Here is a 25,808-nt window from a genome sequence, read left to right as displayed (position 1 = left end):
TATATGGCCATAGATTACAAAAATAGAACCCAGAGAGGAAAAACAGCGCCGCGCGGGCAAAAACCAGGCCATCAAGAGAATCTTGGTGTTTTTAAATGGATGCTGATTACGGCGTTGATTATTGCATTTGTCGTCTTTCTGGTTTATTTGCGCAGCACGGGCTCAACGCAGAGCGACCTGCAACCGGTAGCGCTTTCGGAGGCGCAGCCCGCCAAAAGCGAGCCGGTAAAAAAAGAGCCCGCTCAGCAGCAGAAAACGCCTGCACCGGCGCATCAGCCGCCGCGGTTTGATTTTTATACCATTCTGCCCCAAAAAGAAGTGGTCGTGCCTGATTACGAGATTAAAACCCGGGCCCGGGAAGAGTTGATCGGCAAGAGCAAAACGCCACAAAACGCCACGACGCCAATCCTGGGAATTTCTGATAACGGCACTCAATATATGGTGCAGGCCGGTTCTTTCAGGGCGTTTCAGGAAGCCGATAAACTAAGGGCCAAGCTGGCCTTGATGGGTATTGAATCGCGGGTCGAAAAAGCCAAGGTAGGCAGTACGGTCTGGTATCGGGTAAAAATGGGGCCTTATGCCCACATGACCAGCGTTAGCACGATCAGAACCCGGCTAAGACAAAACGGCATCGATGCCATCGTCACCGAATCCGGCCGTTAACCTATCGCGTGGCGACTGTGGCACAGCGCCGCGCTACTGGTGGATTATCAGGACGCATCGTCCTCTTTATCCTCGTCAAGCGCCATATCGGAGATCTCTTTCAATCTGAAGATGGCTTTGTAATTAATGCTGTTTTCAGGGTAGTTGCCTTCGCTGTCCAATGCCCCGGCCGGCTGGTCGGTCAGCAATTCCAGGGCTTCATTGACATTGGACACGGCATAAACGGCAAACAAGCTCTGAGCAACCGCATCCACGACTTCCTGCTTTAGCATCAGGTTGCGCTTATTGGCGGCCGGGATAATGACCGCATGCTGGCCATTGAGGCCGCGCGCCTGGCATAGCCGGAAAAATCCTTCTATTTTTTCATTGATGCCGCCTACCGCCTGGACTTCGCCGTATTGGTTAATCGAACCGGTCACGGCAAACGTTTGCTTGATCGGCGTGCGAGTCAATGCCGAAATCAGGCAGCAAAGTTCCGCCAGTGCCGCGCTGTCGCCATCGATATAGCCATAGGATTGCTCGATGGCGATACTGGCTGAGATGGCCAATGGGAATTGCTGGGCGTAACAGTGACCCAGATAACCGGTCAGGATCATTACGCCTTTCGAGTGTATGGACTGCCCCAGTTCGGCCTCGCGCTCTATATCGACAATGCCTCGGGAGCCTGGATAAACGGTCGTGGTAATGCGCGCGGGCGCTCCAAAGCTGCTGCCCCCCACTTCCAGCACCGTTAATCCGTTAATTTTGCCGATCGCCGAACCTTCGGTATCGATCAGTATCGTACCGACGAGCATCTCCTCGAGGACGTCCTGGGACAGTCTGCCGTTACGCTGCTCTCTTGCCGCTAACGCCTGTTCGACATGCACCCGGTCAATCTGGTCGGCCTGGGCTTTATGGCAAAACAGATTGGCTTCGCCGATAATGTCCAGCGAGTCATTGATGCGGGCGGAAAAATGATACTGATTTTCGGACAGCCGGCAACTATGCTCTATCAACCCTTCAATCGCGGCGCGCGTCAGCGGTTTGGCGCCGGAATCCGCGGCCTGCCTGATCATTAACGTGGCAAAGCGCTGTATGGATTCGTCGGTCAATTGTATATAGCTGTCGAAATCGGCCAGTACTCTGAACATCTCGTTAAATTCGCTATCCAGTTCTTCCAACAGATAATAGATCTCGGGAGAACCGACCAGGATGACTTTGACATTCAACGGGATCACCTCGGGTTTCAAGGTGATCGTATTAATGCCCAATTCAGAATAAGGCGACTCGATTTCGATGCGGTCCGATTGTAAAGCCCGTTTCAGCCCTTCCCAGACGAACGGGTAAGTCAGCAGTTTTTCGGCATCCAGAATCAAATAACCGCCATTGGCCCTATGCAGGCAACCGGCGCAAATCCTGCGGTAATTGGTAACCAGCGTGCCTTGATCGCTGACATATTCGATACGCCCGAACAGGTTCTGATAAACCGGATGCGATTCATAAATAACCGGAGCCCCGCTGTCCTGCTTGTAATCGACCAGAATATTAGGCCCATACAATTCAGTCAGCATGAGCCGCTTGGCGGAGATGTCTTTCTGCTCCAGAGAGCGTCCCGGCATCAAATTGTCGGTAACCGTGACGGTCAGGTTTTTCTTGATTTCGGCCAAAAACGTAACGGCATCATCAATATTCTGGTATTTGTCTTCCAATTCCGAAAATAGCGGCTCTATCGCCAGATTGATCGTATCTTTATCAAGTTGCTTGAATTTTTCCACCATCGCCCGACGCCACTGGGGCAACTCGAGTAATACATCGCTCAGATATTCCTCCAGTTCTTCCACGTGCTTGTGAAAGACTTCGCGTTCCGCTTGCGGCAGTAGCGTAAACTGGTCTTCATCCAGCGATTTACCGTCCATGATGGGAGCAAAGGTAATCGAATCGCTCTGTCTGAACAGCGCGATGTTCAGGGACTGGGCCTTTTTATCGACCAAATCGATAGCGCTGTTGTAGCGCTGGTTAAAGTGCCGTTCAATGGCACTCTTTTTTTGCTGATAAGCGGGACTTTCAAAGGCGGCGGGAAAAGTAACCAGCACATTATCGATCAATCTTTCGATATCCTTGCTGAGTTCCTGCCCATATCCGGCCGGCAATTCAATCTTGACCGGCTCCCTGGGATTCTCGAAATTTTCCACATACGCGTAAGATGGCGGCGCGGGCAACGCTTGCGCAATCGTATCAAGATGGTTGGTGATCATGCTCAGCCGTCCGGTCCCGGATTCTCCCATGACAAAAATATTGTAACCGGGATTGCGCATCGCGACGCCGAATTCCAATGCCGACTGGGCACGCGACTGGCCTAGAATAGTCGTTTGCAGCCTGGGCGCTTCCGGCAATTCAATATGCGTCAAATCGACATTTAATTTAAGCGATTCAAGTGGAAGCTTTAGCGTAATAGACATGGATTAAAATAACGTCGGGAAGTTGCAAGAGAATCGACAATTCTAGCATTGTTACAGAGGAATTCCGATAAGTCGGAATCAGGTTTCTCCGTAACTCACCCTGAAAAGACGCTAAAACGGATAGCCTGTACAATAAGACTTTTCCCTATAAATTGATATGAACAATCTTTCAGATAACAAAACCCGTCTCTGGTTATTACCGGTTCTGTCCGGCATTTTTATAGGCACCAGTTATATTCCCTTCCCACCTTGGGCGTCATTATTCTGTTTTGTGCCGCTGTGGATGTTTTGGAACCGGCAATCCAGTCTGAAAGGCGTTTTTTGGGGCGGCTTACTCACATCCTTTATTTTTACGCTGATCGGCTTTAACTGGGTCACTTATCTTTTACATGAATTTGCGCATCTGGATTGGCCCGTGGCTGTCCTCGGCATGCTGTTCTATGCCTTGATCGCGCACTTGTTTGTACCCTTGGCGGGTGTTTTGTGGTTTCTGGGGCGGCGCTGGTTCGCCTGGTCAGAACCGCTTTCGCTGGCATTAATGGCTTTGATCACTATTTTATGTGAGGCCTACTCACTGACCTTGTTCGACTGGAATTTCGGTTATTCCTGGTACGGCGCCGGCGTTCCCATTTATCAATGGGCTGAAATCATAGGTTTCAGTGGCCTCAGTGCCGTCACCTTACTCTGCAATCTGCCGCTTTATATCGCGTGGCAAAAGCGCAAACAAACCGCCGGGAAAAAAATTTTGCTGACCGTAGTCTGGGGATTTGTGTTACTGAATGCAGGAGGAATTTGGCTTAAAAGCAGACTCCCTGAGCCAGATGCCTCTTTTAAAGCATTACTGGTTCAGGCTAATATCGGCAACTCGGAAAAGCTCGCTGCCGAACTGGGCAAAGGCTATAGCCAGGAAATTCTCAGACGCTATACCGATCTGACAGATCAGGCGCTTAACACGACAGAATCCAAAGTCGATTTTGTACTGTGGCCCGAAACAGCATTTCCGGCATTGTTGGGGGAGGCTTTCAAATTCGATACCCATCCTGCTCAATTAAGTCGCTTCATTCAGGAACGCGAACTGCCGCTGATTACCGGAGCCTATAGCGTCGACAGAGACTCAGGATTGATTACCAATTCACTGTTTGTGCTGGACAAGACCGGAGAAATAGTACCGCCTCATTACAGCAAATCCATTTTGCTGGCTTTCGGCGAATATATCCCCGGTGAACAATTTTTCCCGCAGATTCGCGAATGGCTGCCGCCGACCGGGCATTTTGCCCGCGGCCGGGGCCCCTCCACTTTATTGAACTGGAACGGCTACAAAATGGGGCCGCAAATATGCTACGAAAGTCTGTTCCCGGGATTCTCGCGTTCGCTGGCCGAATTAGGCGCCCAATTTATCGTTAACGTTACCAATGATGCCTGGTACGGAACCTGGCAGGAACCTTATCAGCATATGTATATGACACTGGCACGAGGCGTCGAATTTCGCAGGCCTGTACTCAGAGCAACCAATACCGGCGTTTCAACAGTATCACTGGCATCCGGAGACATCCTGCAGCGCTCCCCTTTACATCAGGCCTGGGCCGACATTTACGAAGTCCCTTATCTGACTAATCCGCCTTCGACTTTCTATCAACGATGGTTCTGGCTAGTGCCTGGTCTGCTTTGGACGGCACTGCTTGCACTCATCGGCATAGGCATCCGTGACCGTTCTAAAAAACAATGAAATTTGCCCAGCCTGTTCAACTATTTCTTGCTCTCCTGGAACGGTAAGGTGTAATGTTCAAGGGGGTGGGAAAACACCCGACATTAAAATTTAGCATTAATGAAAGAAAAGTCAGAGACACTCTATTACAAAATAAGAAACAAAATGAGGTTCTTCGTGCCGCTATATGCCGGCTGAGAATTTTTCCGGACGGCCTTAAAACAGGCGGATTCTCACAGCTGGAGAAATGCCGTATGCAACTTTACCGATAGCACAAGGCGCTTTATTAATGGGGTAAGGAGGCTAACCTCATACGGAAATTAATATTGGACTAAAAGGTACAAAAAATCATGAAGAAAACGGCAGATTCAAACCCAAAGGTATATAGGAATTATTTTCGCCAAAGAACGGCAAATCAATGGCATAAAATCGAAGCCGAAGTCGGTATTCCCGGAGCGATCAGACCGTTTCTGGCCGGTAATTGGAAAATGAATATGATTCCGCTGTCGGGCGTCGCCCTTACGGCAAGAATCCTGGATATTTGCCGCGGAATCAGAGACGTCGATATAGGCCTTGCGCCTCCTCATACAGGACTTTCCACCCTCGCCGATTACATCAAACCCGATTTTCTCCGGACAGAATATGGTTTAGGCAGAAACGTATTTCTGCTGGCACAAGATACGTTTTTTGAATCCAAAGGCGCATTTACTGGCGAAATTTCGCCCGAAATGCTGGGAGCCATTGGTGTCGACCGCGTCATCATTGGCCATTCGGACCGCAGAGCCAACCTTGGGAAATATTATGGATTTGCCTCCAGTGTCGCCAGACGGCTGACAGACAGCTTTCTTTCCGACAAGTTGAAAAAACTGAAAGCAAAAGACGGCGCCGATGCGCAAGTTATAGCAACTTTGGAGTATCTGGTCGCCAAAGAGAATCATGAACTCCTGAGCGGGTTAACCCGATTTTTAGAAGAGGAATTAAGAGAACGAGCCGGGGAAAGCGATCAATCCATTCAGCTAAAAATCCAGGCCGCTCTGGGCCAAGGACTACAAGTCATCCTTTGTTGTGGTGAGAACAGAGAAGCCAGATTGGCAAACGAAACTTTCAGTCTGCTGGACCGACAATTACGAATGGCGTTTGAAGTCGTCTCACCCAGGGCCGTCAGCGAAGTAATTATCGCTTACGAACCGGTATGGGCTATCGGTGAAGGCGCAAAGCCTGCCACATTAGAACAGATAAAGGAGGTGCATGACTTTATTAGAAATCTGATCATGGACTTGTACGGCGAGCAAATCGCTTCAAACATCAGAATTCTTTATGGCGGCAACGTAAAACCGGACAATATTGTCGACATCATGAACATATCAGGTGTCGACGGTGCTCTGGTTGGCGGGGCAAGCTTAAAAGCCAATGATTTTGCCTCGATAATAAGATTTGGTTTAAATACTTGACATTATTAACAATGGCCCGGCAACCGCTTGTATTTGACTAAACCAAGTTGCCGAGCCATTTCTTGAACTGCCCTATTTTCTTAAAGAATTCATCTCCCTCACTATCAACTTAAAAATCCCTGCAATTAATGCCAGTCTCTATAATTAAGAAATGAAATAAGACCCGCGATTGAGGCAGGATTTCTGTTCATGTTCGAAGCGCGCAAACGAGTGCATGACTGGCTATGTAACTGTTTGCGCAAAGCTTCCGCTCCTCGGCAACTGCTGATTTACAGGGGTGTAATGAATGCAGAAAATGCAGGAGCATTTTTCTGCCCTGCGTCGCCTAAAGCGCCTACTGTTGGTGCTAAGCCACAGGGATGTGGCGAATGTCGAAAACGCAGGAGCAGTTTTCTACCTACCTCCTGCATAATCCCCATGGATGGGGTGCATGCAGAGAAATGACGGGATCATTTCCTGTCCATGCAGTCGTCGGCAACTGCTCCTGCGTTGCTCTACCTCCTGCATCCATGCAGTCGTGCTCACGCCCCTTACCTACATCCCTGTAGGCAACACCGAGGATGGCTGAAAGACAAGTCAATTGCGGAAGTTATAAATTCACGTTCCCAATATAGGGATTTACACTTGAATACACAGACAAGTTCTTATTTTTATTGGCATCCGCTCTATCTTGTGAAAATGATTGAACAACCGCATCACAGAGGAATCTCAAAAAAATAAGTTAGTACTTTAAGGCTGGAGTTGTACTTTAAGTTATTATTTTGCATAAAAGCGGCCATTAAATATTCCTAAATCAGGAGAAATTTTATGCCAAAAAAAATTAAATCAAATTCCGCGGATACGCAAACACCAAGCGAAAAGTATCCCAAAAGTCCAATGCCCCCTCAGCACCAGGAACGCCCTGGCGTTGAAGCAGAAATAACGCCACGACCGCAATATCTTGCACCTGATTATAAAGGTGCGGACAAATTAAAAAATAAAGTCGCCTTGATTACCGGTGGCGATTCAGGTATTGGTCGAGCCGTTGCCGTTCTTTTTGCCCGTGAAGGTGCGGATTCCGCCATTACTTTTCTTCCATCGGAACAGGTCGACGCAGAAGAAACTCAACATCAAGTCGAAAAAGAAGGCTATCGGTGCTTGCTAATTCCAGGGGATGTGACTAGCCCGGAATTTTGCCAGAGCGCGGTTGAGAAAACAGTCCAGGCATTCGGCAAATTAAACATCTTAGTCAACAATGCCGCTTACCAACACAATCAAGAATCCCTTGAAGATATTTCTGATGATCAATTCGACACCACTTTCAAAACTAATATCTATGGCTACTTTCGCATGGCGAAGGCGGCGCTCAAACATTTGAAAGACGGTGATGCAATCATCAATTGTGGATCAATTACCGGGCTGGAAGGAAATAAACATTTAATTGATTATGCCTCCACAAAAGGTGCTATTCATGCCTTTACCAAATCGTTGGCGCTGAACCTGGTCGAAAAAGGCATTCGCGTCAATTGCATTGCTCCGGGGCCAGTCTGGACACCGCTCAATGTCGCCGATAAACCCGCCGAAAAAGTAGCCAAGCATGGCGGCAATCAGCCGATGAAGCGCCCTGCCCAACCCGAAGAAGTGGCGCCTGCGTTTGTATTCTTTGCTTCAAACACCGATTCCAGCTATATCACCGGTGAAATTTTAACACTGCTCGGCGGTGAAACCCGAGCCGCGTAAGCCGGGCCCGGGCCAGTCGCCCGATGCGGGGGCGGCTTGCCGGGCAAAAAAAAACCCAGGCCTGTCGTCAGGTCTGGGTTTTCGGTAAGGCGCTTGGCAATTCCCTACTTTCGCATGGCAAATCGCCACACTATCATCGGCGCTAAGCGGTTTCACTTCCGAGTTCGGGATGGGATCGGGTGGGTCACGCTCGCTATGGTCACCAAGCAAACTGGTCTGACAAGCCGGCTGTCGCCGCCTGCCGCGTTGGAAATCTGTAACTCTCGCTGAATCAGCGTGTCAGTCTGTCAACCCAAACTGATTGGGTGTTATATGGTCAAGCCTCACGGGCAATTAGTATCAGTTAGCTTCAACCATTACTGGCCTTCCACACCTGACCTATCAACCTTGTCGTCTTCAAGGGCCCTTCAGGGGACTCATGGTCCCAGTGAGATCTCATCTTGGGAGGGGCTTCCCGCTTAGATGCTTTCAGCGGTTATCCTGTCCGAACATAGCTACCCGGCCATGCCACTGGCGTGACAACCGGAACACCAGAGGTTCGTCCACTCCGGTCCTCTCGTACTAGGAGCAGCTTCCCTCAAATCTCAAACGCCCACGGCAGATAGGGACCGAACTGTCTCACGACGTTCTGAACCCAGCTCGCGTACCACTTTAAATGGCGAACAGCCATACCCTTGGGACCTGCTTCAGCCCCAGGATGTGATGAGCCGACATCGAGGTGCCAAACACCGCCGTCGATATGAACTCTTGGGCGGTATCAGCCTGTTATCCCCGGAGTACCTTTTATCCGTTGAGCGATGGCCCTTCCATACAGAACCACCGGATCACTATGACCTACTTTCGTACCTGCTCGATGTGTCTATCTCGCAGTCAAGCACCCTTATGCCATTGCACTCATTGCCTGATTTCCGACCAGGCTGAGGGTACCTTCGTGCTCCTCCGTTACTCTTTAGGAGGAGACCGCCCCAGTCAAACTACCCACCAGACACTGTCCCCAGCCCAGATCATGGGCCCAGGTTAGAACTTCAAACATACCAGGGTGGTATTTCAAGGATGGCTCCACACCAACTGGCGTTGGTGCTTCACAGCCTCCCACCTATCCTACACAAGTAGGTTCAAAGTCCAGTGTCAAGCTATAGTAAAGGTTCACGGGGTCTTTCCGTCTAGCCGCGGGTATACGGCATCTTCACCGCAATTTCAATTTCACTGAGTCTCGGGTGGAGACAGTGTGGCCATCGTTACGCCATTCGTGCAGGTCGGAACTTACCCGACAAGGAATTTCGCTACCTTAGGACCGTTATAGTTACGGCCGCCGTTTACCGGGGCTTCGATCAAGAGCTTCGCGTGAGCTAACCCCATCAATTAACCTTCCGGCACCGGGCAGGCGTCACACCCTATACGTCCACTTTCGTGTTTGCAGAGTGCTATGTTTTTGCTAAACAGTCGCAGCCACCAGTTTATTGCAACCTCCTTCGGCTCCAGTCGCGAGGACCTTCACCTACCAAAGGCATACCTTCTCCCGAAGTTACGGTATCATTTTGCCTAGTTCCTTCACCCGAGTTCTCTCAAGCGCCTTAGAATTCTCATCCCACCCACCTGTGTCGGTTTGGGGTACGGCCACTGATAACCTGAAGCTTAGAGGTTTTTCTTGGAAGCCTGGCATCAATCACTTCGTCACTCAAAAGAGCGACTCGTCGTCACGTCTCAGCATAGAGTCTCCCGGATTTGCCTAAGAGACCTGCCTACTCGCTTAAACTGCCACTTCCAACCGGCAGCTGACCTAGCCTTCTCCGTCACCCCATCGCAGTTACCACCGGTACAGGAATATTAACCTGTTTGCCATCGACTACGCCTTTCGGCCTCGCCTTAGGTACCGACTAACCCTGCGTCGATTAGCGTTGCGCAGGAAACCTTGGGTTTTCGGCGTCAGGGTTTTTCACCCTGATTATCGTTACTCATGTCAGCATTCGCACTTCTGATACCTCCAGCCGACTTCTCAATCGACCTTCGCAGGCGTACAGAACGCTCCTCTACCGCTCATCCATAGGATGAACCCGTAGCTTCGGTACTATGCTTAGCCCCGGTAAATCTTCCGCGCAAGCCGACTCGACCAGTGAGCTATTACGCTTTCTTTAAAGGGTGGCTGCTTCTAAGCCAACCTCCTGGCTGTCTGGGCCTTCTCACATCGTTTCCCACTGAGCATAGATTTGGGGACCTTAGCTGACGGTCTGGGCTGTTTCCCTTTTCACGACGGACCTTATCACCCGCCGTGTGTCTCCCGTGCTCAAACTTGTTGGTATTCGGAGTTTGCATCGGGTTGGTAAGTCTAGACGACCCCCTAGCCGAAACAGTGCTCTACCCCCAACAGTTATACACGAGGCGCTACCTAAATAGCTTTCGAGGAGAACCAGCTATCTCCGAGCTTGATTAGCCTTTCACTCCGATCCACAGCTCATCCCCGTCTTTTTCAACAGACGTGGGTTCGGCCCTCCAGTCAGTATTACCTGACCTTCAGCCTGGCCATGGATAGATCGCCCGGTTTCGGGTCTAATCCCAGCGACTGAACGCCCTATTAAGACTCGCTTTCGCTACGCCTCCCCTAGTCGGTTAAGCTTGCCACTGAGATTAAGTCGCTGACCCATTATACAAAAGGTACGCAGTCACCCCACGAAGGGGCTCCCACTGCTTGTACGCATACGGTTTCAGGTTCTATTTCACTCCCCTCTCCGGGGTTCTTTTCGCCTTTCCCTCACGGTACTGGTTCACTATCGGTCAGTAAGGAGTATTTAGCCTTGGAGGATGGTCCCCCCATATTCAGTCAAAGTTTCACGTGCTCCGACCTACTCGATTTCACCTCTATCACGTTTTCGTGTACGGGGCTATCACCCTGTATCGCTGGACTTTCCAGACCATTCCACTAACGTCATAAAGGCTTAAGGGCTAATCCCCGTTCGCTCGCCGCTACTAAGGGAATCTCGGTTGATTTCTTTTCCTCCGGGTACTTAGATGTTTCAGTTCTCCGGGTTCGCTTCCTTAAGCTATGGATTCACTTAAGGATAATCAGGTGATCCTGATTGGGTTTCCCCATTCGGACATCCGCGGATCAAAGCTTGTTTGCAAACTCCCCGCGGCTTATCGCATGCTACAACGTCCTTCATCGCCTCTTACTGCCTAGGCATCCACCGTATGCGCTTATTCACTTGACCATATAACCCCAATAAGTCTGGCGGTTATACGGATCAGCTGACATTTTCGCTTTTTCTGCTTGAGTACTCATTCTTGCTGTCGTTCTTTCAAACGACGCTTGAACTCGTCAGTCGCATCATCTCATGGCGCTTGACAGTGCCGATGATGTGACTTATTACAGATTTCCACATTGTTAAAGAGCTATCAGTGCATTAAGCACCAATGCTATAAACCCTAGTCAAGGCTTATAGCATTGGTGGAGCCAGGGAGGATCGAACTCCCGACCTCCTGCGTGCAAGGCAGGCGCTCTCCCAGCTGAGCTATGGCCCCAGATATTCCAGGTTCCCTAGCCCGTTCACCGTTTTCTACGTCGTCCGTAAAAAATTGGTGGGCCTGGGAGGATTTGAACCTCCGACCTCACCCTTATCAGGGGTGCGCTCTAACCAACTGAGCTACAGGCCCAGGCTCATATCGTGCTCGATCAAAATAATTTGTTGTGGACGCTCATGACAACGATTAGCTGTCTTTGTAAGGAGGTGATCCAGCCCCAGGTTCCCCTAGGGCTACCTTGTTACGACTTCACCCCAGTCATGAATCACAAAGTGGTGAGCGCCCTCCCGAAGGTTAGACTACCCACTTCTTTTGCAACCCACTCCCATGGTGTGACGGGCGGTGTGTACAAGGCCCGGGAACGTATTCACCGCGACATTCTGATTCGCGATTACTAGCGATTCCGACTTCATGGAGTCGAGTTGCAGACTCCAATCCGGACTAGGACCGGCTTTCTGGGATTTGCTGACTCTCGCGAGTTCGCTGCCCTCTGTACCGGCCATTGTAGCACGTGTGTAGCCCTACCCATAAGGGCCATGATGACTTGACGTCGTCCCCACCTTCCTCCGGTTTATCACCGGCAGTCTCCCTAGAGTTCCCACCATCACGTGCTGGCAACTAAGGATAAGGGTTGCGCTCGTTACGGGACTTAACCCAACATCTCACGACACGAGCTGACGACAGCCATGCAGCACCTGTCTCAGAGTTCCCGAAGGCACTCCGCTATCTCTAACAGATTCTCTGGATGTCAAGGGTAGGTAAGGTTCTTCGCGTTGCATCGAATTAAACCACATGCTCCACCGCTTGTGCGGGCCCCCGTCAATTCATTTGAGTTTTAACCTTGCGGCCGTACTCCCCAGGCGGTCAACTTAATGCGTTAGCTGCGCCACTAAGCCTGTTAAAAGGCCCAACGGCTAGTTGACATCGTTTACGGCGTGGACTACCAGGGTATCTAATCCTGTTTGCTACCCACGCTTTCGTACCTCAGCGTCAGTTTTAGTCCAGAGAGTCGCCTTCGCCACTGGTGTTCCTTCAGATCTCTACGCATTTCACCGCTACACCTGAAATTCCACTCTCCTCTACTAAACTCTAGTTACCCAGTATCAAATGCAGTTCCCAGGTTAAGCCCGGGGCTTTCACATCTGACTTAAATAACCGCCTACGCACGCTTTACGCCCAGTAATTCCGATTAACGCTCGCACCCTCCGTATTACCGCGGCTGCTGGCACGGAGTTAGCCGGTGCTTCTTCTAAAGGTAATGTCAAGCTGCCGGGTATTGACCGGCAGGTTTTCCTCCCAATTGAAAGTGCTTTACAACCCTCAGGCCTTCTTCACACACGCGGTATTGCTGGATCAGGCTTGCGCCCATTGTCCAATATTCCCCACTGCTGCCTCCCGTAGGAGTCTGGGCCGTGTCTCAGTCCCAGTGTGGCTGATCGTCCTCTCAGACCAGCTATAGATCGTCGCCTTGGTAGGCCTTTACCCCACCAACTAGCTAATCTAACGCAGGCTCATCTCATAGCGCGAGGCCCGAAGGTCCCCCGCTTTCCCCCGTAGGGCGTATGCGGTATTAGCTTGAGTTTCCCCAAGTTGTCCCCCACTATGAGGCAGATTCCTACGCGTTACTCACCCGTCCGCCACTCGTCAGCGCCCGAAGGCCTGTTACCGTTCGACTTGCATGTGTTAAGCATACCGCCAGCGTTCAATCTGAGCCATGATCAAACTCTTCAGTTCAATCTGTTTTTGCCACTCAGGAAGATGAGTGACCAATCTTGGCTCGACCAAAAACTTAACGTAAATATTGAATCGACGTGTTTGTTCTTGCTCGATTATTTATTACAACTAAAATAATCATCACAAGCACCCACACAAATTATTTTGATCTGACTTTTAAAGAGCGTGGAGCTTAAAGCCCCGCTGAGTCCGACTATTATACAGAGTCAAAACCCGTTGTCAACCCCTTGTTGCTTTTATTTTTCATCCCGAAAAACCGGAGCCAATCGCTCAACCCCGAAGAGCCGACCATTATAACCGATCCGCTCTGCTTGTCAACCTCAGTGTCAACTTTTTTTCTGTCCCTGAACCCCTTCCGGACAACCTGCCGCCGAAAGAAGGGCATATTCTACCGATCTTTTTTTAATCGTCAAGCAATTATTTTTGTTCCGGCCAATATTTATTAGCTGCTGAATTTAACCAGTTCAAATATCGGGTAACGCCTTCCTTAACCCCCATAAACGCCTTGCTATATCCAGCCTGTCTTAAACCGGAAATATCCGCCTGCGTATAACTCTGATAAGCGCCTTTTAAATGCTCGGGAAAAGGAATGTATTCGATGCTCCCCTCCTTATGCCATTCGATGACCGATCGCGCGACGGTATTAAATGTCTCCGCTTGCCCGGTCCCGACATTATAAATGCCGTGCCGGTCCGGATGATCCAGGAACCACAAATTAACATCGACCACATCATCAACATGAACAAAGTCTCGCTTTTGCTCGCCATCTGCCAGACCGTTACAACCTGAAAACAGCTTAGCCCGCTTTTGCTCTATAACCTGGCGGTTAAAGTGAAATGCGGTGCTGCTCATTGAGCCTTTGTGTTGCTCTCTCGGACCATAGACGTTGAAATAGCGAAACCCGACAATCGGGCTCTTCGTATTGGGCAGTAACTGCCGAACATATTGGTCGAATTGAAATTTTGAATAGGCATACATATTGATCGGATGCTCGCATTTACGATCGACACGAAAACCATGTTCGCCATTACCGTAAACCGAGGCCGATGATGCATACATAAAAGCCGCATTTTTGGCGATGCACCAGTGCAACAGGCGTTTTGAATAATCGTAATTATTCATCATGACGAACTGACCATTCCACTCCGTGGTCGCGGAACAAGCCCCCTGATGAAAAACCGCCTTAATGTCGTTTAAAAAAGTTGGCGACTCTATTTTTTCTATGAATTGCGCCTTGTCCATGTAATCGGCAATATCCAGATCAGCAATGTTATGCATTTTTCGGCCGTTAACCAGATGATCGACCAGCAATATATTGCTCTCTCCGCGTTCGTTTAACGCACGAACAATATTACTGCCAATAAACCCCGCGCCACCGGTAACAACAATCATTCCTCCCCCCTCGCTTTCTTAATCATGGCCGTTGTCGATTGACCGTCAACAAATTGTAAAATCCTCACTTCGCCTCCCGCTTTTATAACGCAATCCCCTCCGGCAACCTCTTCGGGACGATAATCTCCACCTTTAACGATGACATCAGGTAATAGTTTGCAATACAAGCGCTCTGGCGTTTCCTCTTCGAACGACACGACCCAGTCCACGCAGGCCAAGGCCGCAAGAACCATCATGCGCTCTTGCAAACGATTAATCGGACGCGTATCGCCTTTAAGCTGCCTGACCGACGCATCCGAATTAACCGCGACAATCAATCGATCACCCAAAGCCTTGGCCTGCTCCAAATAAGTAACGTGACCGGCATGCAGTAGATCAAAACAGCCGTTAGTCATAATGATCCGTTCATCATTGGCTTTTGCTCTGGCAATAATCCGAGCTAATTCCTCTTCCGAAACAACACCGTATTGCGAATCGCGTTCGCCATGCATGGCCCGCATTAATTCCAATAGGGAGACAGTCGAGGTTCCCAGCTTGCCAACGACAATACCACCAGCCAGATTGGCCAGATACATTGCATCATGCAGCGTTTTACCAATCGCCACGGCCAAAGCCATCACCGCAATGACCGTATCGCCCGCCCCGGTTACGTCGAACACGTCCTTGGCTTGAGCCGGAAGGGAATGTACATGCGCATCCTGTATCAGCGTCATGCCGGCCTCGCCGCGCGTCAACAACAGCGTGCCGATTTGATGTCGTTTCAACAACGACCGGCCACTTTCAATCAAGCCGTTCTCGTCGGCGCATACGCCGACTACGGCCTGCAATTCGGACAGATTTGGCGTTATGACATCGGCTTGTGCATAGCGCTCATAATCAACGCCTTTAGGATCGACCAGAACCTTGACGCCTGCCTGCCTGGCTTGTGCTATGTATTCCGGCACATGCGTCAAGGTGCCTTTGCCGTAATCGGAGAAAACAACCGCATCGCTTCCGGGCAGATGCCGCGCGAGCCGTGTTAATAAAGCTTCTTTATTAACATTCAAAGGCGTTTCTTCGAAATCCAGCCGAATCAGTTGTTGATGCTGCGCCATGATCCGCAGTTTACAGATACTGCGAATGCTAGGCTCGACCACAAAATCACAGGCGACGCTTTCCGCTTCCAGCAATTTACGCAGAATCCCGCCCTCGACATCATCGCCAATGACGCCCAGCAATGTAACTCGGCCGCCTAACCTGGCGATATTCAGTGCGACATTACCCGCCCCGCCAATACGATCTTCGATATTTTTTACCCGAACCACCGGCACGGGCGCTTCAGGCGAAATCCGGCTCGCCTGTCCCGACCAATAGCGGTCCAGCATGACATCGCCCATGACAATAATATGAGCCTGACCGAATTCAGGCGCTGCTGCCAACATTTACTGCCTCCTCAATCACACCGCACCACCAGTGGCCTATCAATATATGCGCCTCCTGAATTCTTGCCGTCACAGTCGAGGGTACCCTAATCGAGAGCGTAGCCTGCCTGCACAATTCGCCGCCTTCGCCGCCCGTTAAACCAATAACCGCCATGCCTTTGGATTCAGCAACTTCAACCGCTTTCAGAATATTTTTGCTGCGCCCCGATGTGGAAATGGCCACCAAGCAGTCTTTTTCGCTAGCGAGGGCTTCCACCTGACGTGAAAAAACCGTTTCGAACTCAAAATCATTGGCATGCGCTGTTAAAATGGAAGTGTCCGTCGTTAAAGCAATAGCCGCCAGCGCCCGTCGTTTTTTTTCGTATCTGACCACCAGTTCCGCCGCAATATGCTGGCAATCAGCGGCGCTGCCGCCATTACCGCATAATAAAACCTTTCCGCCTTTCTTTAGCGTATTGATCAACAGCGCTCCAGCCTCCTCTATCTCCTTGGAACAATCGGCTAAACGCGTCATCATTTCTCTGTGCTCTTCAAGCTCAGAAATAAATGCTTTCAAAATAATTTCCTCATAGCCTTAAAAGGCTTTTCCGCATCACTAAAAATAGTGTTTTTACTTAAAAATTCAGCATGATCAATCGGCAATCGCTTTATCCCGGATATTCCTGTGCTGCATTTGATGCAGCCGGGCATAAGCGCCGTTTTTCTCGATGAGTTCTCTATGAGTCCCCTTTTCCACAATCCGGCCATGATCGATAACCAAAATCAGATCAGCGCTTTCTATCGTTGATAGTCTGTGAGCGATCACCAGCGTTGTCCTGTTGCTCATGACTTTTTGCAAGGCCGCCTGTATATAGCGCTCCGATTCGGTATCCAATGCCGAAGTAGCCTCATCCAATATCAGAACTGGCGCATCTTTCAATAGCGCCCTTGCCAAGGCTAATCGTTGCCTTTGCCCACCCGACAATTTAACGCCGTTTTCGCCTATCTCGGTATCAAGGCCCGACTCCAGTTTACTGACGAACTCCATCGCGTAAGCATCGGTTGCAGCGGCAATAATATCGTTTCTATCGGTATCTGCCAGCGTGCCGTAGGCGATATTATTGGCTATCGTATCATTGAATAAAGTGACTTGCTGGTTAACGAGCGCCAGCTGTTTTCTTAAATTCGTTAATTCATAAGTATTAATTTCAACGCCATCGAGCAATATATCGCCTGTTTTATGCATATAAAAACGGGAAATCAGATTAGCCAATGTGCTTTTGCCGCCGCCGGAAGCTCCAACCAATGCGATAGTCTGTCCCGGTTCGGCCTTGAAGCTGATGTTCCTTAATGCCAACTCGTTGGCGCCAGGATATTGAAAAGATACGTTTTTGAATTCCAACAAGCCCTTGCATCGATCGATTTGATAAGTGCCGTCATTTTGCTCTGCCGGCTCATCCAAAACCTCGAACAAGGATTCGGCCGCCGCAATACCTTTTTGGATGTCGCCGTTGATCTCGGTTAACTGCCTGACGGGTCGAGGCAATAAAAATGCCGCCGTCAAATAGCCTACAAACTCCCCCGTACTCGATTGCTTCATGAAAAACAATGCCATATACATTAAAAGCGATAAGGCTATGGCAATAATGAATTGTATGATCGGATTGTGCACTGCTTGCGTCGTGGCGAGCTTTAACGATTGCCGCCGATTATTCAAGCTGCTTTCCCGGAACCGCCGGCGCTCATAGTCCTCGCCGCCATAGCTGCGCACGATTCGATGGCCGCCTACCAGTTCCGAAGTAATATGGGTTATATCGCCTATCGATTGCTGAATTTTCTTGCTGATGGTACGCAACCGCCTGCTGACATAACTGACTAGCAAGGCAATAACCGGTGTTATGGCGACAAAAACCATCGATAACATCCAGTTTGAGTAGAACAAATAGCCCAGCAGACCAACTGCGGTTAAGCCTTCTCTAACAAAGGTACGTATTGCATCGGTAGTGGCCTTGGTAACCTCGCCCACATTATTGGTGACCCTTGCAATCATATAACCGCTATTATTTGCGTCAAAATAAGCGGTAGGCAGGCATACGTAATGGTCAAAGATTTCGCACCTCAACGCGTGCACGACATTACAGGAGACTTTAGCCAGAAAATAATTGCCTAAATAAGCGCCCACTCCTCGCACGATGATCAAACCGCTGAAGAATAACGGCAAGTAATACATTCCCTCGCGCGCTTCAGTTTGCAACGTATCGATAATATGTTTGATCAATGCCGCAAATAACGGCTGAGTAGCTGAATAAATCAGAAAACCTAGAATACTGATGAAAAAAAGGCCTCGATGTGGTTTTACATAGCTTAATAACCGCTTATATATTTGAATGCTTGCTTCAGATTCTTTTTTCATACCCTGTTAAAATTCATATATTCATATGCCGCGACAGTACTTAATGACGTCTAAATGAGCGAAATATTACCATCCTTATTAAAAAGACCGTAATGACCTTTTATCTGATGACCTTATCAACCCGGTTTCATCTGGCGCCAACGCTATACACATTCCGTGACAAGACTGTAAAATATAGTGGAATTACCAAAAGGTTCAAATCCACCGCCGAATGAAAAAAAAACCACCGTTAGCACCTCCCGCCAGAATATTGGTCATTGCCCTACGTCATTTGGGTGATGTTTTACTGACCACGCCATTGATCCACTCGCTACGGGAGGCATACCCCCAGGCTCAAATTGATGTATTGGTTTACAGTAATACGGCCGCCATGATGGAGGGCAATCCGGATATCGCTCGAATAATAACCACACCTTTACGTCCGTCACGCGCAGATTACCGAAGCCTGATTTCGATACTATTCAGAAAATATAACCTGGCCGTCATTACGCAAACAGGAGACCGTCCATTTATCTATGGTTTTCTAGCCGCCCCCGTGCGTGTTGCAGTAGTGCCGAAAAAAGATCAAAAAGGTGGATGGAAACGCAATTTTATTCAATATTGGACTGAATTCGATGATGAAAATACCCACACCGTGCTGCAATTATTGAAACTGGCAGATCTCTTAGGCATCCCCAGAGCTCATGCGTTGGTCCCTCCGTGCCCGGCCGATAATCAAATACCGCTCTTGCCAGCCAATCATTCAGCCTATGCCGTCATTCATGCCTATCCAATGTGGCATTATAAACGCTGGACCATCGATGGCTGGGTTGAAATAGCACAATTTCTCCAGGAGACAGGCTTAAAGGTTATTTTGTCGGGCGGCCCGGCGCCGGAAGAAATTGACTATGTAGAGCGCATCTACCAACGATTATCGGTAGAGGTCACAAATCTGGCAGGCAAAACCACGGTTTCTCAACTTTCCTACATTATCAGCAAGGCAAAATTATACATCGGCCCCGACACGGGCATAACCCATTTGGCCGCCGCTACGGCAACGCCTGTGATCGCGCTTTATGGGCCTACGAATCCGGTTAAATGGGCACCCTGGCCCATCAATTACAGCAATGACGCAAATCCTTTTCAGAAACTGGGCAACCAACAGGTGAATAATGTCTATTTAATTCAGGGCGTGGCAGATTGCGTGCCTTGCCATCAGGAAGGTTGTGACCGAAATCGACAAAGCCGTAGCGCTTGTCTGGAAAATATCAGTCCTGAAACTGTTAAGAAAGACATTCTGAAGGTCTTAAATTAGAGCCATTCCAACTTTAACAAGCGACTCATGCCCTTTAAAAAACTGTTTTTTAAATCCCAGCCTTTAATCATTGATATCGGTGGCTATCTTGCCATTTTATTGATATTGACCCTGCCTTTTTCTACCGCTTTAACGGTTGTGCTTTCAATTGCATTAGCCTTTTTATGGGTAAGCTCGGCGCAATTTATGACTCTACCGATGTTCATAAAGCAGAATCCGGTAATCTTATTTGCTGTATTACTATTTCTTTATCTGGCTTTAGGCGTTATCTACAGCACGGCCGCCCCCGTAAATGCCTTTTCCACACTCAGCAAATATCGTGAACTCTTGCTACTGGCCATCTTGCCGCCATTTTTTCAATCTGAATTTATCAGACATTGGGCATGGAATGCCTTCATTATTGCCTCTATTGTGACGCTGCTGGGCTCTTATGCTATTCATTTCGGCATGATCGATTATATGCAGCCGGAAGACCCCTCTATCAAGAACCGAATCACTCACAGCCTTTTAATCGCTTTTTTTGCTTTTTTCTGCATGCATAAGTCTTTGCAAGAGGGCAAATACGGCAAGCTCTATATCGCTTTATTGGTTCTATGCATTCACAATTTGTTCTTCCTCGTGTCCGGCCGCACCGGTCAATTGATCTTTCTGCTATTAATGCTGCTTTTTTATATCCAGCGGTTCAGCGCAAAAAAGGCGGTATTGCTTATTACCGCTACGTTTGCACTACTTTTCCTGTTTATCACCTGTTCCGATAGAGCAAACCGCATCAATGAAGGCTTTTCGCAAACCCAAAACTATTTGCATTCCGAAACCGGTGAAACGAACACATCCATGGGGCAAAGATTGACTTTCTGGAAACACTCACTGGCGCTCATCGCCGAAAAACCCTGGCTGGGCCATGGAACCGGCAGTTATCCGGTCGAATATAGCAGAGTGGCTGCAAAGGCCGACATTGCATCCAACAATCCTCACAATGAATATTTGATGATTACCGTACAAATCGGCATACTCGGCCTGTTATTATTTTTAGCTTTTTTGTTCAGCCAATACCAATGCTCGCTAAAACTGCTCAATGAATACCAGTGGTTCGCTCAGGGCGTATTGGTTGCGCTTGCCATCAACAGTCTTTTTAACTCCACAATTCTCGACTTCACCGAAGGGCACTGGTTTAGCGCCATTATAGCCTTATGCTTTTCAACGCTGCCATTCAAGACAAAACCATGCTCAGCGTAGTTATTATCACTAAAAATGAATCCGCGCATATTGCCCGTTGCCTAGAGTCTGTCGCGTGGGCGGATGAAATTATTGTTCTGGATTCAGGCAGTGAAGACAACACGGTCGCCATCTGCCGCCGCTATACCGATAAGGTTTTTGAAACCGACTGGCCCGGATTCGGCATACAAAAACAGCGCGCCGTCGATAAAGCAACTCAACCATGGATTTTATCCATAGACGCCGACGAGCAAGTAACGCCTGAACTGAGAAAAAAGCTTGAACAAGCCATGAGCCACACCCACATAGCCGGCTTTGAGATACCCCGCCTTTCGAGCTATTGCGGCAGACAGATCAGGCACGGCGGATGGTGGCCTGATCATGTCCTGCGCCTATTTCAACGCGAGCGCGGACGTTTTACCGAAGACCTGGTCCACGAGCGCATCATTGTCGACGGCACTGTTCAGCGCTTAACAACGCCTCTGCTTCATGAAGCTTTTGTCGATCCGAATGAAGTTCTGCATAAAATCAACAGTTATTCATCACTGGGTGCTGAAAAATTGTACTTGGCCGGAAAAAGAACCACTCTACTACAAGCAATAGTTAAAGGATTCTGGACATTTTTTCGCACTTACTGTTTGAAAGCCGCTTTTCTGGATGGAGAGCAAGGGCTCATGCTCGCGATATCCAATGCCGAAGGGACTTATTATAAATATCTGAAACTGCTGGATATGCACCGGGGCAAGGAGCCGAAGGCATGAGTCTGATTTCCGTCATTATCACAACCTATAACTGGCCAGAAGCACTGGCGGCCAGTTTACAAAGCCTTTTAAGCCAGGAAGACAGAAATTTCGAAATTCTTGTCGCGGACGATGGGTCAACTGATGCGACTGCGAAATTAATAACAAATCGTTACGCCGGCAGTTCAATACCGATACAACACATCCGTCATGACGACCAGGGCTTTAGAGCCGGCACAATCCGGAATAAAGCAGTGGCTCGCAGTCAAGGCGATTACCTGATTTTTATCGACGGGGATTGCATAGTTTTCCCGGACTTTATCAAGACTCATCGCCGTCTGGCCGCTAAAGACCACTTTGTCCCTGGAAACCGCATACTCTTGACTGAAAGCTTTACCCGGGAAGTCCTGAATGAGAATATTTCTCTATATAATCAATCAATAACTTATTTTATTTCGCAGTGGCTCACAAACAAGATAAATAGAATCACTCCACTGATACGCTTGCCCTTGGGACGGCTACGGCTAACTCAGCCAAGCCGCTGGCAAAAAGCGATGACTTGTAACCTGGCCATCTGGAAAAATGACTTTGTCGAGGTTAACGGCTTCGATGAACTTTTTGAAGGTTGGGGCTATGAAGATTCTGATTTGGTGATTCGTCTGATACATAACGGCATTAAGCGTAAGGAAGGCCGCTTTGCCATACCTGTTTTGCACCTATGGCACCGACAAAACGACCAAAGCCGGCATGATCAAAACTTCCAACGACTGATGGGACGCTTGCATGAACAGAATTTTATTCGGGCAAGGAAAGGGTTGGATCAATATCTTTGATCCAGCCCTCTTTTATTGCTGCTTCGCTATCAAATTACCCGAACTACTCATTACCAGCGCCTTGATAGGCATTATCACGCGATTTATCGGATTTGATGCGTAATTTGACATTTTTTAAAACTCTTAACAGCGGTGCCGCGCCTCCCATCGCCACCGCATCCACAAGGCAATACCAGGCGGCAACGCCGCTAGGTGGATTGCCTTGCGGCAGATTCAATACCGGATCGATAGCCGCCCAGGTCCAAGTTCCGACTGCCGTACCTATAAGTTCAAGCCAAGTGGTAATAAAGAAGGCAGAAAGGTAAACCATGGGCGAGCGGCCCTTAAAAAGATAGATCAGAAAAACGCAAAATAGCAAAGCGCCTACATAATCACCTTGCTCCGCATAACCGCTGATTCCCCAGGCAGACCAAGCACCGCACACAAGCACTACAAATAGGGCGATTTTTCGGGCATATCTTAAAAACAGTCCTGAACGCCCCAATGCCACGGCCGTTAAATAAACCATGCCATGACCGGGCGGCACATAAGCCGGCACATTTTCAAAACGATAGGTATAGCCTCCCATAAAAGGGGAAGCAAAATGTTCCCCTATCGTGGCAAAAATGATGGCAATAATTACCTGCGTTCTGACTTCTTTATTTTCTCCGAGCAATAAGCCGGTTAAAAAAACCCAGCCACAGACACCCAGCGCATTTTGTTTCTCCAACGTGGCATCCGCATCAGTCATCAAACAGACCGCCACGCAAAAAAAAGTAAAAGCCGCTATAAAATAATCCCGCTTTCTGTGCACATAAGGCCCCTCAACGGGGGGGAAATGACGTAACATCGTTTACCTCATCGAATATGAAATCTGACCTCATCATAGATTTTCTGGCATAGCCTTATATAAACATCCAGGCAATTACGGCGTACCTGGCAAATTTACCTGATAAAATGATTAAACAAGCTGGCAATACGGGAAGCTTCAACCAACCGCCAGCAAAACATAACGCATCGCCCACTAGTGGCAGCCATGAAAAAAACAAGGCCCAGACGCCTTTTCTTTTCACTAACTCAAGCGCTTTTTGCTTCTTCTCCGGCAGCAATGCCGCAATAGGAAATTTATTAGCGGCCAAGACACCTAAACCCCACGTTGTCATGGCTCCCAGCGTATTGCCTATAGTAGCAATAATTAACAATTGCTCAACCTGATAATCGCCGGCCGTTACCATATAAGCCAGAAGAGCTTCAGACCCGCCTGGAGCAATTGTCGATGATATAAAGGCACTGATAAACAATCCCCATATTCCAACCAACGCCTCTTCCACTTATTTTTCTCCCAAAAAAAAACCCCTGTAGCAAAAAGCACAGGGGTTTTTATAATGCCGGAATTTAGCTTCCGGGCAGTGTCTTGTTCTTGCTGGAAACGACCAGCTTAACCACATCAGACAGCAATTTTACAACTAGCTCGATAATCGATCTTAGTAAATCAAAGATATAAGTTACTATTTCCGATGCACTCATACCTTTAAACTTGCGAGCCAGAAACGGCGCCAGAAGCAAGCCGATTGCCAAACCGATCACGGTCATTCCCGAAATCATCGATCCGTCTTCTTGTTCCTGTGCGGCTGCAGGCGCACCACTCGGCAGCGCTGCCGGAGCCTGAACATTCGTATTACCCGCAACAGCAGCGGTTGTCACCGGCGGAATGCCTGAATAATCATCTTGTATGACGTAATCCGTCACACCGGGAATACTAGGTAGATCCCCATCACCCTTACCCACCTTCAACTGCGCTTTCATGCCTTTTTCCATATGCTGGGCAATGTCACAATGCACCAGATAGGTTTTATCGCCGGGCGGAAGAATCAATGTACCGGAAATTTTAGCGGGCCCCGTTACTTCCAGATGAAACATACCTTTATTATACAAATACTTAGGCAAGCCATGCATCATCCATTGGTGACGAATATTATCATCATTGACAAAATGAACTGTCAATTTCGTGCAGGGTTTAAAATTAAATTCCTGAGTATCAAACGCGAACATTCTTCCCGGGAACTTCTCGGCATATTTATGGCCGGCATGAACAGTAATTTCCCGGGTCTCGGATATCTTATCGCAACCACCAGGCAACGTATCGGCATTTTGCCCCATCACCATGCCGCCGCCCATATCCATTAAATGGCCATCACCGTGACTCATGAGCGAATTATGCTCTTCATATTCTTCCGCAGCCATAACGGGTACGGAAAAAAGAAAGCTTATCATCGCAACTGATAACAACTTCATCATTAGTAAGTTTCCTCTTTTATTTGGAACAATCAACGATTATGTTTCCTATGGAAAAAACCATAAAAAACTGATCAGAAATTTTTTGAATGCAACTCCCTTGCCCAAAAACTTCCAGATACTATTTCTAGGATAGCCTCGATTTAGATTCAACATAAACTGTTGTATCTATATCCAATTAAGACTTAAGCGGCACATCAAAATCTTGCCGAGTTGGCATTTTTGCATTCAAAAAACTGATCCGCACATTAACTTTGTTGATTCCGTCTTTGGCTAAATTCACTATCACTATGCATAAATAACATCAACATTGTAATGAGATTACCAGGACGTCAAGGAAGTTCCAGTACTGTAAGACTTAATGCTATCGATAATTAGCTTTTGATTTTAGCAACTAACCCATCGATTGTACGCTTGAAGCCCGCGTTTGACAGATACAAAACATATAAACCAGCAAATGCAAAAAATGCATATAAAAGTATACTGCTGCTGCTCACTTGTTGGCCTTTGCCAGCCACGAAGCCCATATGCGCATCCAATCTTTCGCCTTGGTCCGGCACCAGCGTAATATGAATCAGATACTTGCCTACTTCCGGCACACCATTAGGTAAAGTTAAAACCACTGTGCCTGATTTATGTTTTTTAGCTTCCTCAAAGAATACCCGAGTACCTTCAGGTTCTTTGGTCACTTCGAATTCAACCGCCATGCTTCTGTATCTGACGTCCTGATAATCGAATACAAGCTGGGTTAATGTATCGGTATTTGGAATGTTGCCGCAGAAATCCTCAGCCGGAAACGCCTTAGGTTGATAAGCGGTATAGTGAAGCCAGTGGCCCGGCTCCAGTTCAAATTTACATTGGTCGGTATCAGTACCGGCCGCGCCACCGTGCGCCCACAGCGAAGCAGAAAAAAACAACCCCAGGAGCCCTAGGAAAATCTTCTTTAATATTAGTGCTCTATTCATATTACCTTCCAGTTTTGATAAATAAATAATTTATTATTATTAGGAAAAATGTAATC

17 protein-coding genes, 2 tRNA genes and 3 rRNA genes are annotated in these 25,808 nt (G+C 48.4%); 8 read left to right on the top strand and 14 right to left on the bottom strand.

Annotation, left to right across the window (positions count from 1 at the left end; translation table 11 throughout):
- Positions 1-3 precede the first annotated feature (3 nt).
- Positions 4-663: an SPOR domain-containing protein gene (locus METMA_RS0110280; protein ID WP_027147214.1), complete on the top strand. Its 660-nt coding sequence runs from the start codon at positions 4-6 to the stop codon at positions 661-663.
- 47 nt (positions 664-710) lie between these two features.
- On the opposite strand, the gene METMA_RS0110275 is transcribed toward METMA_RS0110280, so the two are convergent.
- Positions 711-3,101 (bottom strand): Lon protease family protein, encoded by a 2,391-nt coding sequence (locus METMA_RS0110275; RefSeq protein ID WP_027147213.1) that lies wholly within the window; start codon positions 3,099-3,101, stop codon positions 711-713.
- A 157-nt stretch (positions 3,102-3,258) separates the two neighbouring features.
- Between METMA_RS0110275 and lnt the strand changes: the two genes are divergently transcribed.
- From lnt to METMA_RS0110255, 3 genes are all read left to right on the top strand, one after another.
- Positions 3,259-4,827 (top strand): apolipoprotein N-acyltransferase, encoded by a 1,569-nt coding sequence (gene lnt / locus METMA_RS0110270; RefSeq protein ID WP_020159004.1) that lies wholly within the window; start codon positions 3,259-3,261, stop codon positions 4,825-4,827.
- Positions 4,828-5,156: 329 nt separating this feature from the next.
- Entirely contained in the window at positions 5,157-6,257 is a 1,101-nt protein-coding gene (locus METMA_RS28040) for a triose-phosphate isomerase family protein (protein ID WP_020159002.1), read from the top strand.
- Between the two features lie 807 nt (positions 6,258-7,064).
- A complete protein-coding gene (locus tag METMA_RS0110255) occupies positions 7,065-7,976 on the top strand; it encodes an SDR family oxidoreductase (protein ID WP_020159001.1) in 912 nt (303 codons plus the stop codon).
- A gap of 91 nt (positions 7,977-8,067) precedes the next feature.
- On the opposite strand, the gene rrf is transcribed toward METMA_RS0110255, so the two are convergent.
- The 9 genes from rrf to msbA form a co-directional block, all read right to left on the bottom strand.
- Positions 8,068-8,183: ribosomal RNA gene (gene rrf, locus METMA_RS0110250) — 5S ribosomal RNA — on the bottom strand.
- A 105-nt stretch (positions 8,184-8,288) separates the two neighbouring features.
- Positions 8,289-11,182 (bottom strand): 23S ribosomal RNA (locus METMA_RS0110245).
- Positions 11,183-11,416: 234 nt separating this feature from the next.
- A tRNA-Ala gene (locus METMA_RS0110240) sits at positions 11,417-11,492 on the bottom strand.
- Between the two features lie 55 nt (positions 11,493-11,547).
- Positions 11,548-11,624, bottom strand: a tRNA-Ile gene (locus METMA_RS0110235).
- A 67-nt stretch (positions 11,625-11,691) separates the two neighbouring features.
- Positions 11,692-13,226 (bottom strand): 16S ribosomal RNA (locus tag METMA_RS0110230).
- The 16S, 23S and 5S rRNA genes sit together here with 2 tRNA genes alongside, the layout of an rRNA operon.
- A gap of 417 nt (positions 13,227-13,643) precedes the next feature.
- On the bottom strand, positions 13,644-14,618 hold the full coding sequence (gene rfaD / locus METMA_RS0110220) for an ADP-glyceromanno-heptose 6-epimerase (RefSeq protein ID WP_020158999.1): 975 nt from the start codon (positions 14,616-14,618) through the stop codon (positions 13,644-13,646).
- The gene (gene hldE, locus METMA_RS0110215; protein ID WP_020158998.1) at positions 14,615-16,039 is read right to left on the bottom strand and encodes a bifunctional D-glycero-beta-D-manno-heptose-7-phosphate kinase/D-glycero-beta-D-manno-heptose 1-phosphate adenylyltransferase HldE; all 1,425 of its coding nucleotides are present in this window, start codon (positions 16,037-16,039) and stop codon (positions 14,615-14,617) included. Before hldE ends, rfaD begins: the two co-directional genes overlap by 4 nt.
- Positions 16,020-16,595, bottom strand: coding sequence for a D-sedoheptulose-7-phosphate isomerase (locus METMA_RS0110210; RefSeq protein ID WP_027147212.1), 576 nt, complete (start codon positions 16,593-16,595; stop codon positions 16,020-16,022). Before METMA_RS0110210 ends, hldE begins: the two co-directional genes overlap by 20 nt.
- A 75-nt stretch (positions 16,596-16,670) precedes the next feature.
- Positions 16,671-18,431: a lipid A export permease/ATP-binding protein MsbA gene (gene msbA, locus METMA_RS0110205; RefSeq protein ID WP_020158996.1), complete on the bottom strand. Its 1,761-nt coding sequence runs from the start codon at positions 18,429-18,431 to the stop codon at positions 16,671-16,673.
- Positions 18,432-18,642: 211 nt separating this feature from the next.
- Between msbA and rfaQ the strand changes: the two genes are divergently transcribed.
- The 4 genes from rfaQ to METMA_RS0110185 are packed head-to-tail and all read left to right on the top strand — an operon-like array spanning position 18,643 to position 22,513.
- Positions 18,643-19,725: a putative lipopolysaccharide heptosyltransferase III gene (gene rfaQ / locus METMA_RS0110200; RefSeq protein ID WP_027147211.1), complete on the top strand. Its 1,083-nt coding sequence runs from the start codon at positions 18,643-18,645 to the stop codon at positions 19,723-19,725.
- Between the two features lie 27 nt (positions 19,726-19,752).
- Positions 19,753-20,961: an O-antigen ligase family protein gene (locus METMA_RS0110195; protein ID WP_020158994.1), complete on the top strand. Its 1,209-nt coding sequence runs from the start codon at positions 19,753-19,755 to the stop codon at positions 20,959-20,961.
- Positions 20,949-21,701 carry a glycosyltransferase family 2 protein gene (locus METMA_RS0110190; protein ID WP_036295834.1) on the top strand — a complete coding sequence of 251 codons (753 nt, stop codon included), beginning with the start codon at positions 20,949-20,951 and terminating at the stop codon, positions 21,699-21,701. Before METMA_RS0110195 ends, METMA_RS0110190 begins: the two co-directional genes overlap by 13 nt.
- Positions 21,698-22,513: a glycosyltransferase family 2 protein gene (locus METMA_RS0110185; protein WP_020158992.1), complete on the top strand. Its 816-nt coding sequence runs from the start codon at positions 21,698-21,700 to the stop codon at positions 22,511-22,513. Before METMA_RS0110190 ends, METMA_RS0110185 begins: the two co-directional genes overlap by 4 nt.
- Before the next feature lie 43 nt (positions 22,514-22,556).
- Here METMA_RS0110185 and METMA_RS0110180 read toward each other — a convergent pair whose 3' ends face one another.
- The 4 genes from METMA_RS0110180 to METMA_RS0110165 all read right to left on the bottom strand — a co-directional run bounded on the left by METMA_RS0110180 (position 22,557) and on the right by METMA_RS0110165 (position 25,752).
- Entirely contained in the window at positions 22,557-23,342 is a 786-nt protein-coding gene (locus METMA_RS0110180; protein WP_027147210.1) for a hypothetical protein, read from the bottom strand.
- 55 nt (positions 23,343-23,397) lie between these two features.
- The gene (locus METMA_RS0110175; protein WP_020158990.1) at positions 23,398-23,823 is read right to left on the bottom strand and encodes a YqaA family protein; all 426 of its coding nucleotides are present in this window, start codon (positions 23,821-23,823) and stop codon (positions 23,398-23,400) included.
- A gap of 64 nt (positions 23,824-23,887) precedes the next feature.
- On the bottom strand, positions 23,888-24,790 hold the full coding sequence (locus METMA_RS0110170; RefSeq protein WP_020158989.1) for a cupredoxin domain-containing protein: 903 nt from the start codon (positions 24,788-24,790) through the stop codon (positions 23,888-23,890).
- 371 nt (positions 24,791-25,161) lie between these two features.
- A complete protein-coding gene (locus tag METMA_RS0110165; RefSeq protein WP_027147209.1) occupies positions 25,162-25,752 on the bottom strand; it encodes a hypothetical protein in 591 nt (196 codons plus the stop codon).
- Between the last annotated feature and the right edge of the window lie 56 nt (positions 25,753-25,808).

The sequence above is a fragment of the Methylobacter marinus A45 genome (assembly GCF_000383855.1).
GTDB lineage: Bacteria > Pseudomonadota > Gammaproteobacteria > Methylococcales > Methylomonadaceae > Methylobacter > Methylobacter marinus.
Note: the sequence above shows the minus strand (reverse complement) of the source record. Positions and strands in the feature narration are given on the sequence as shown.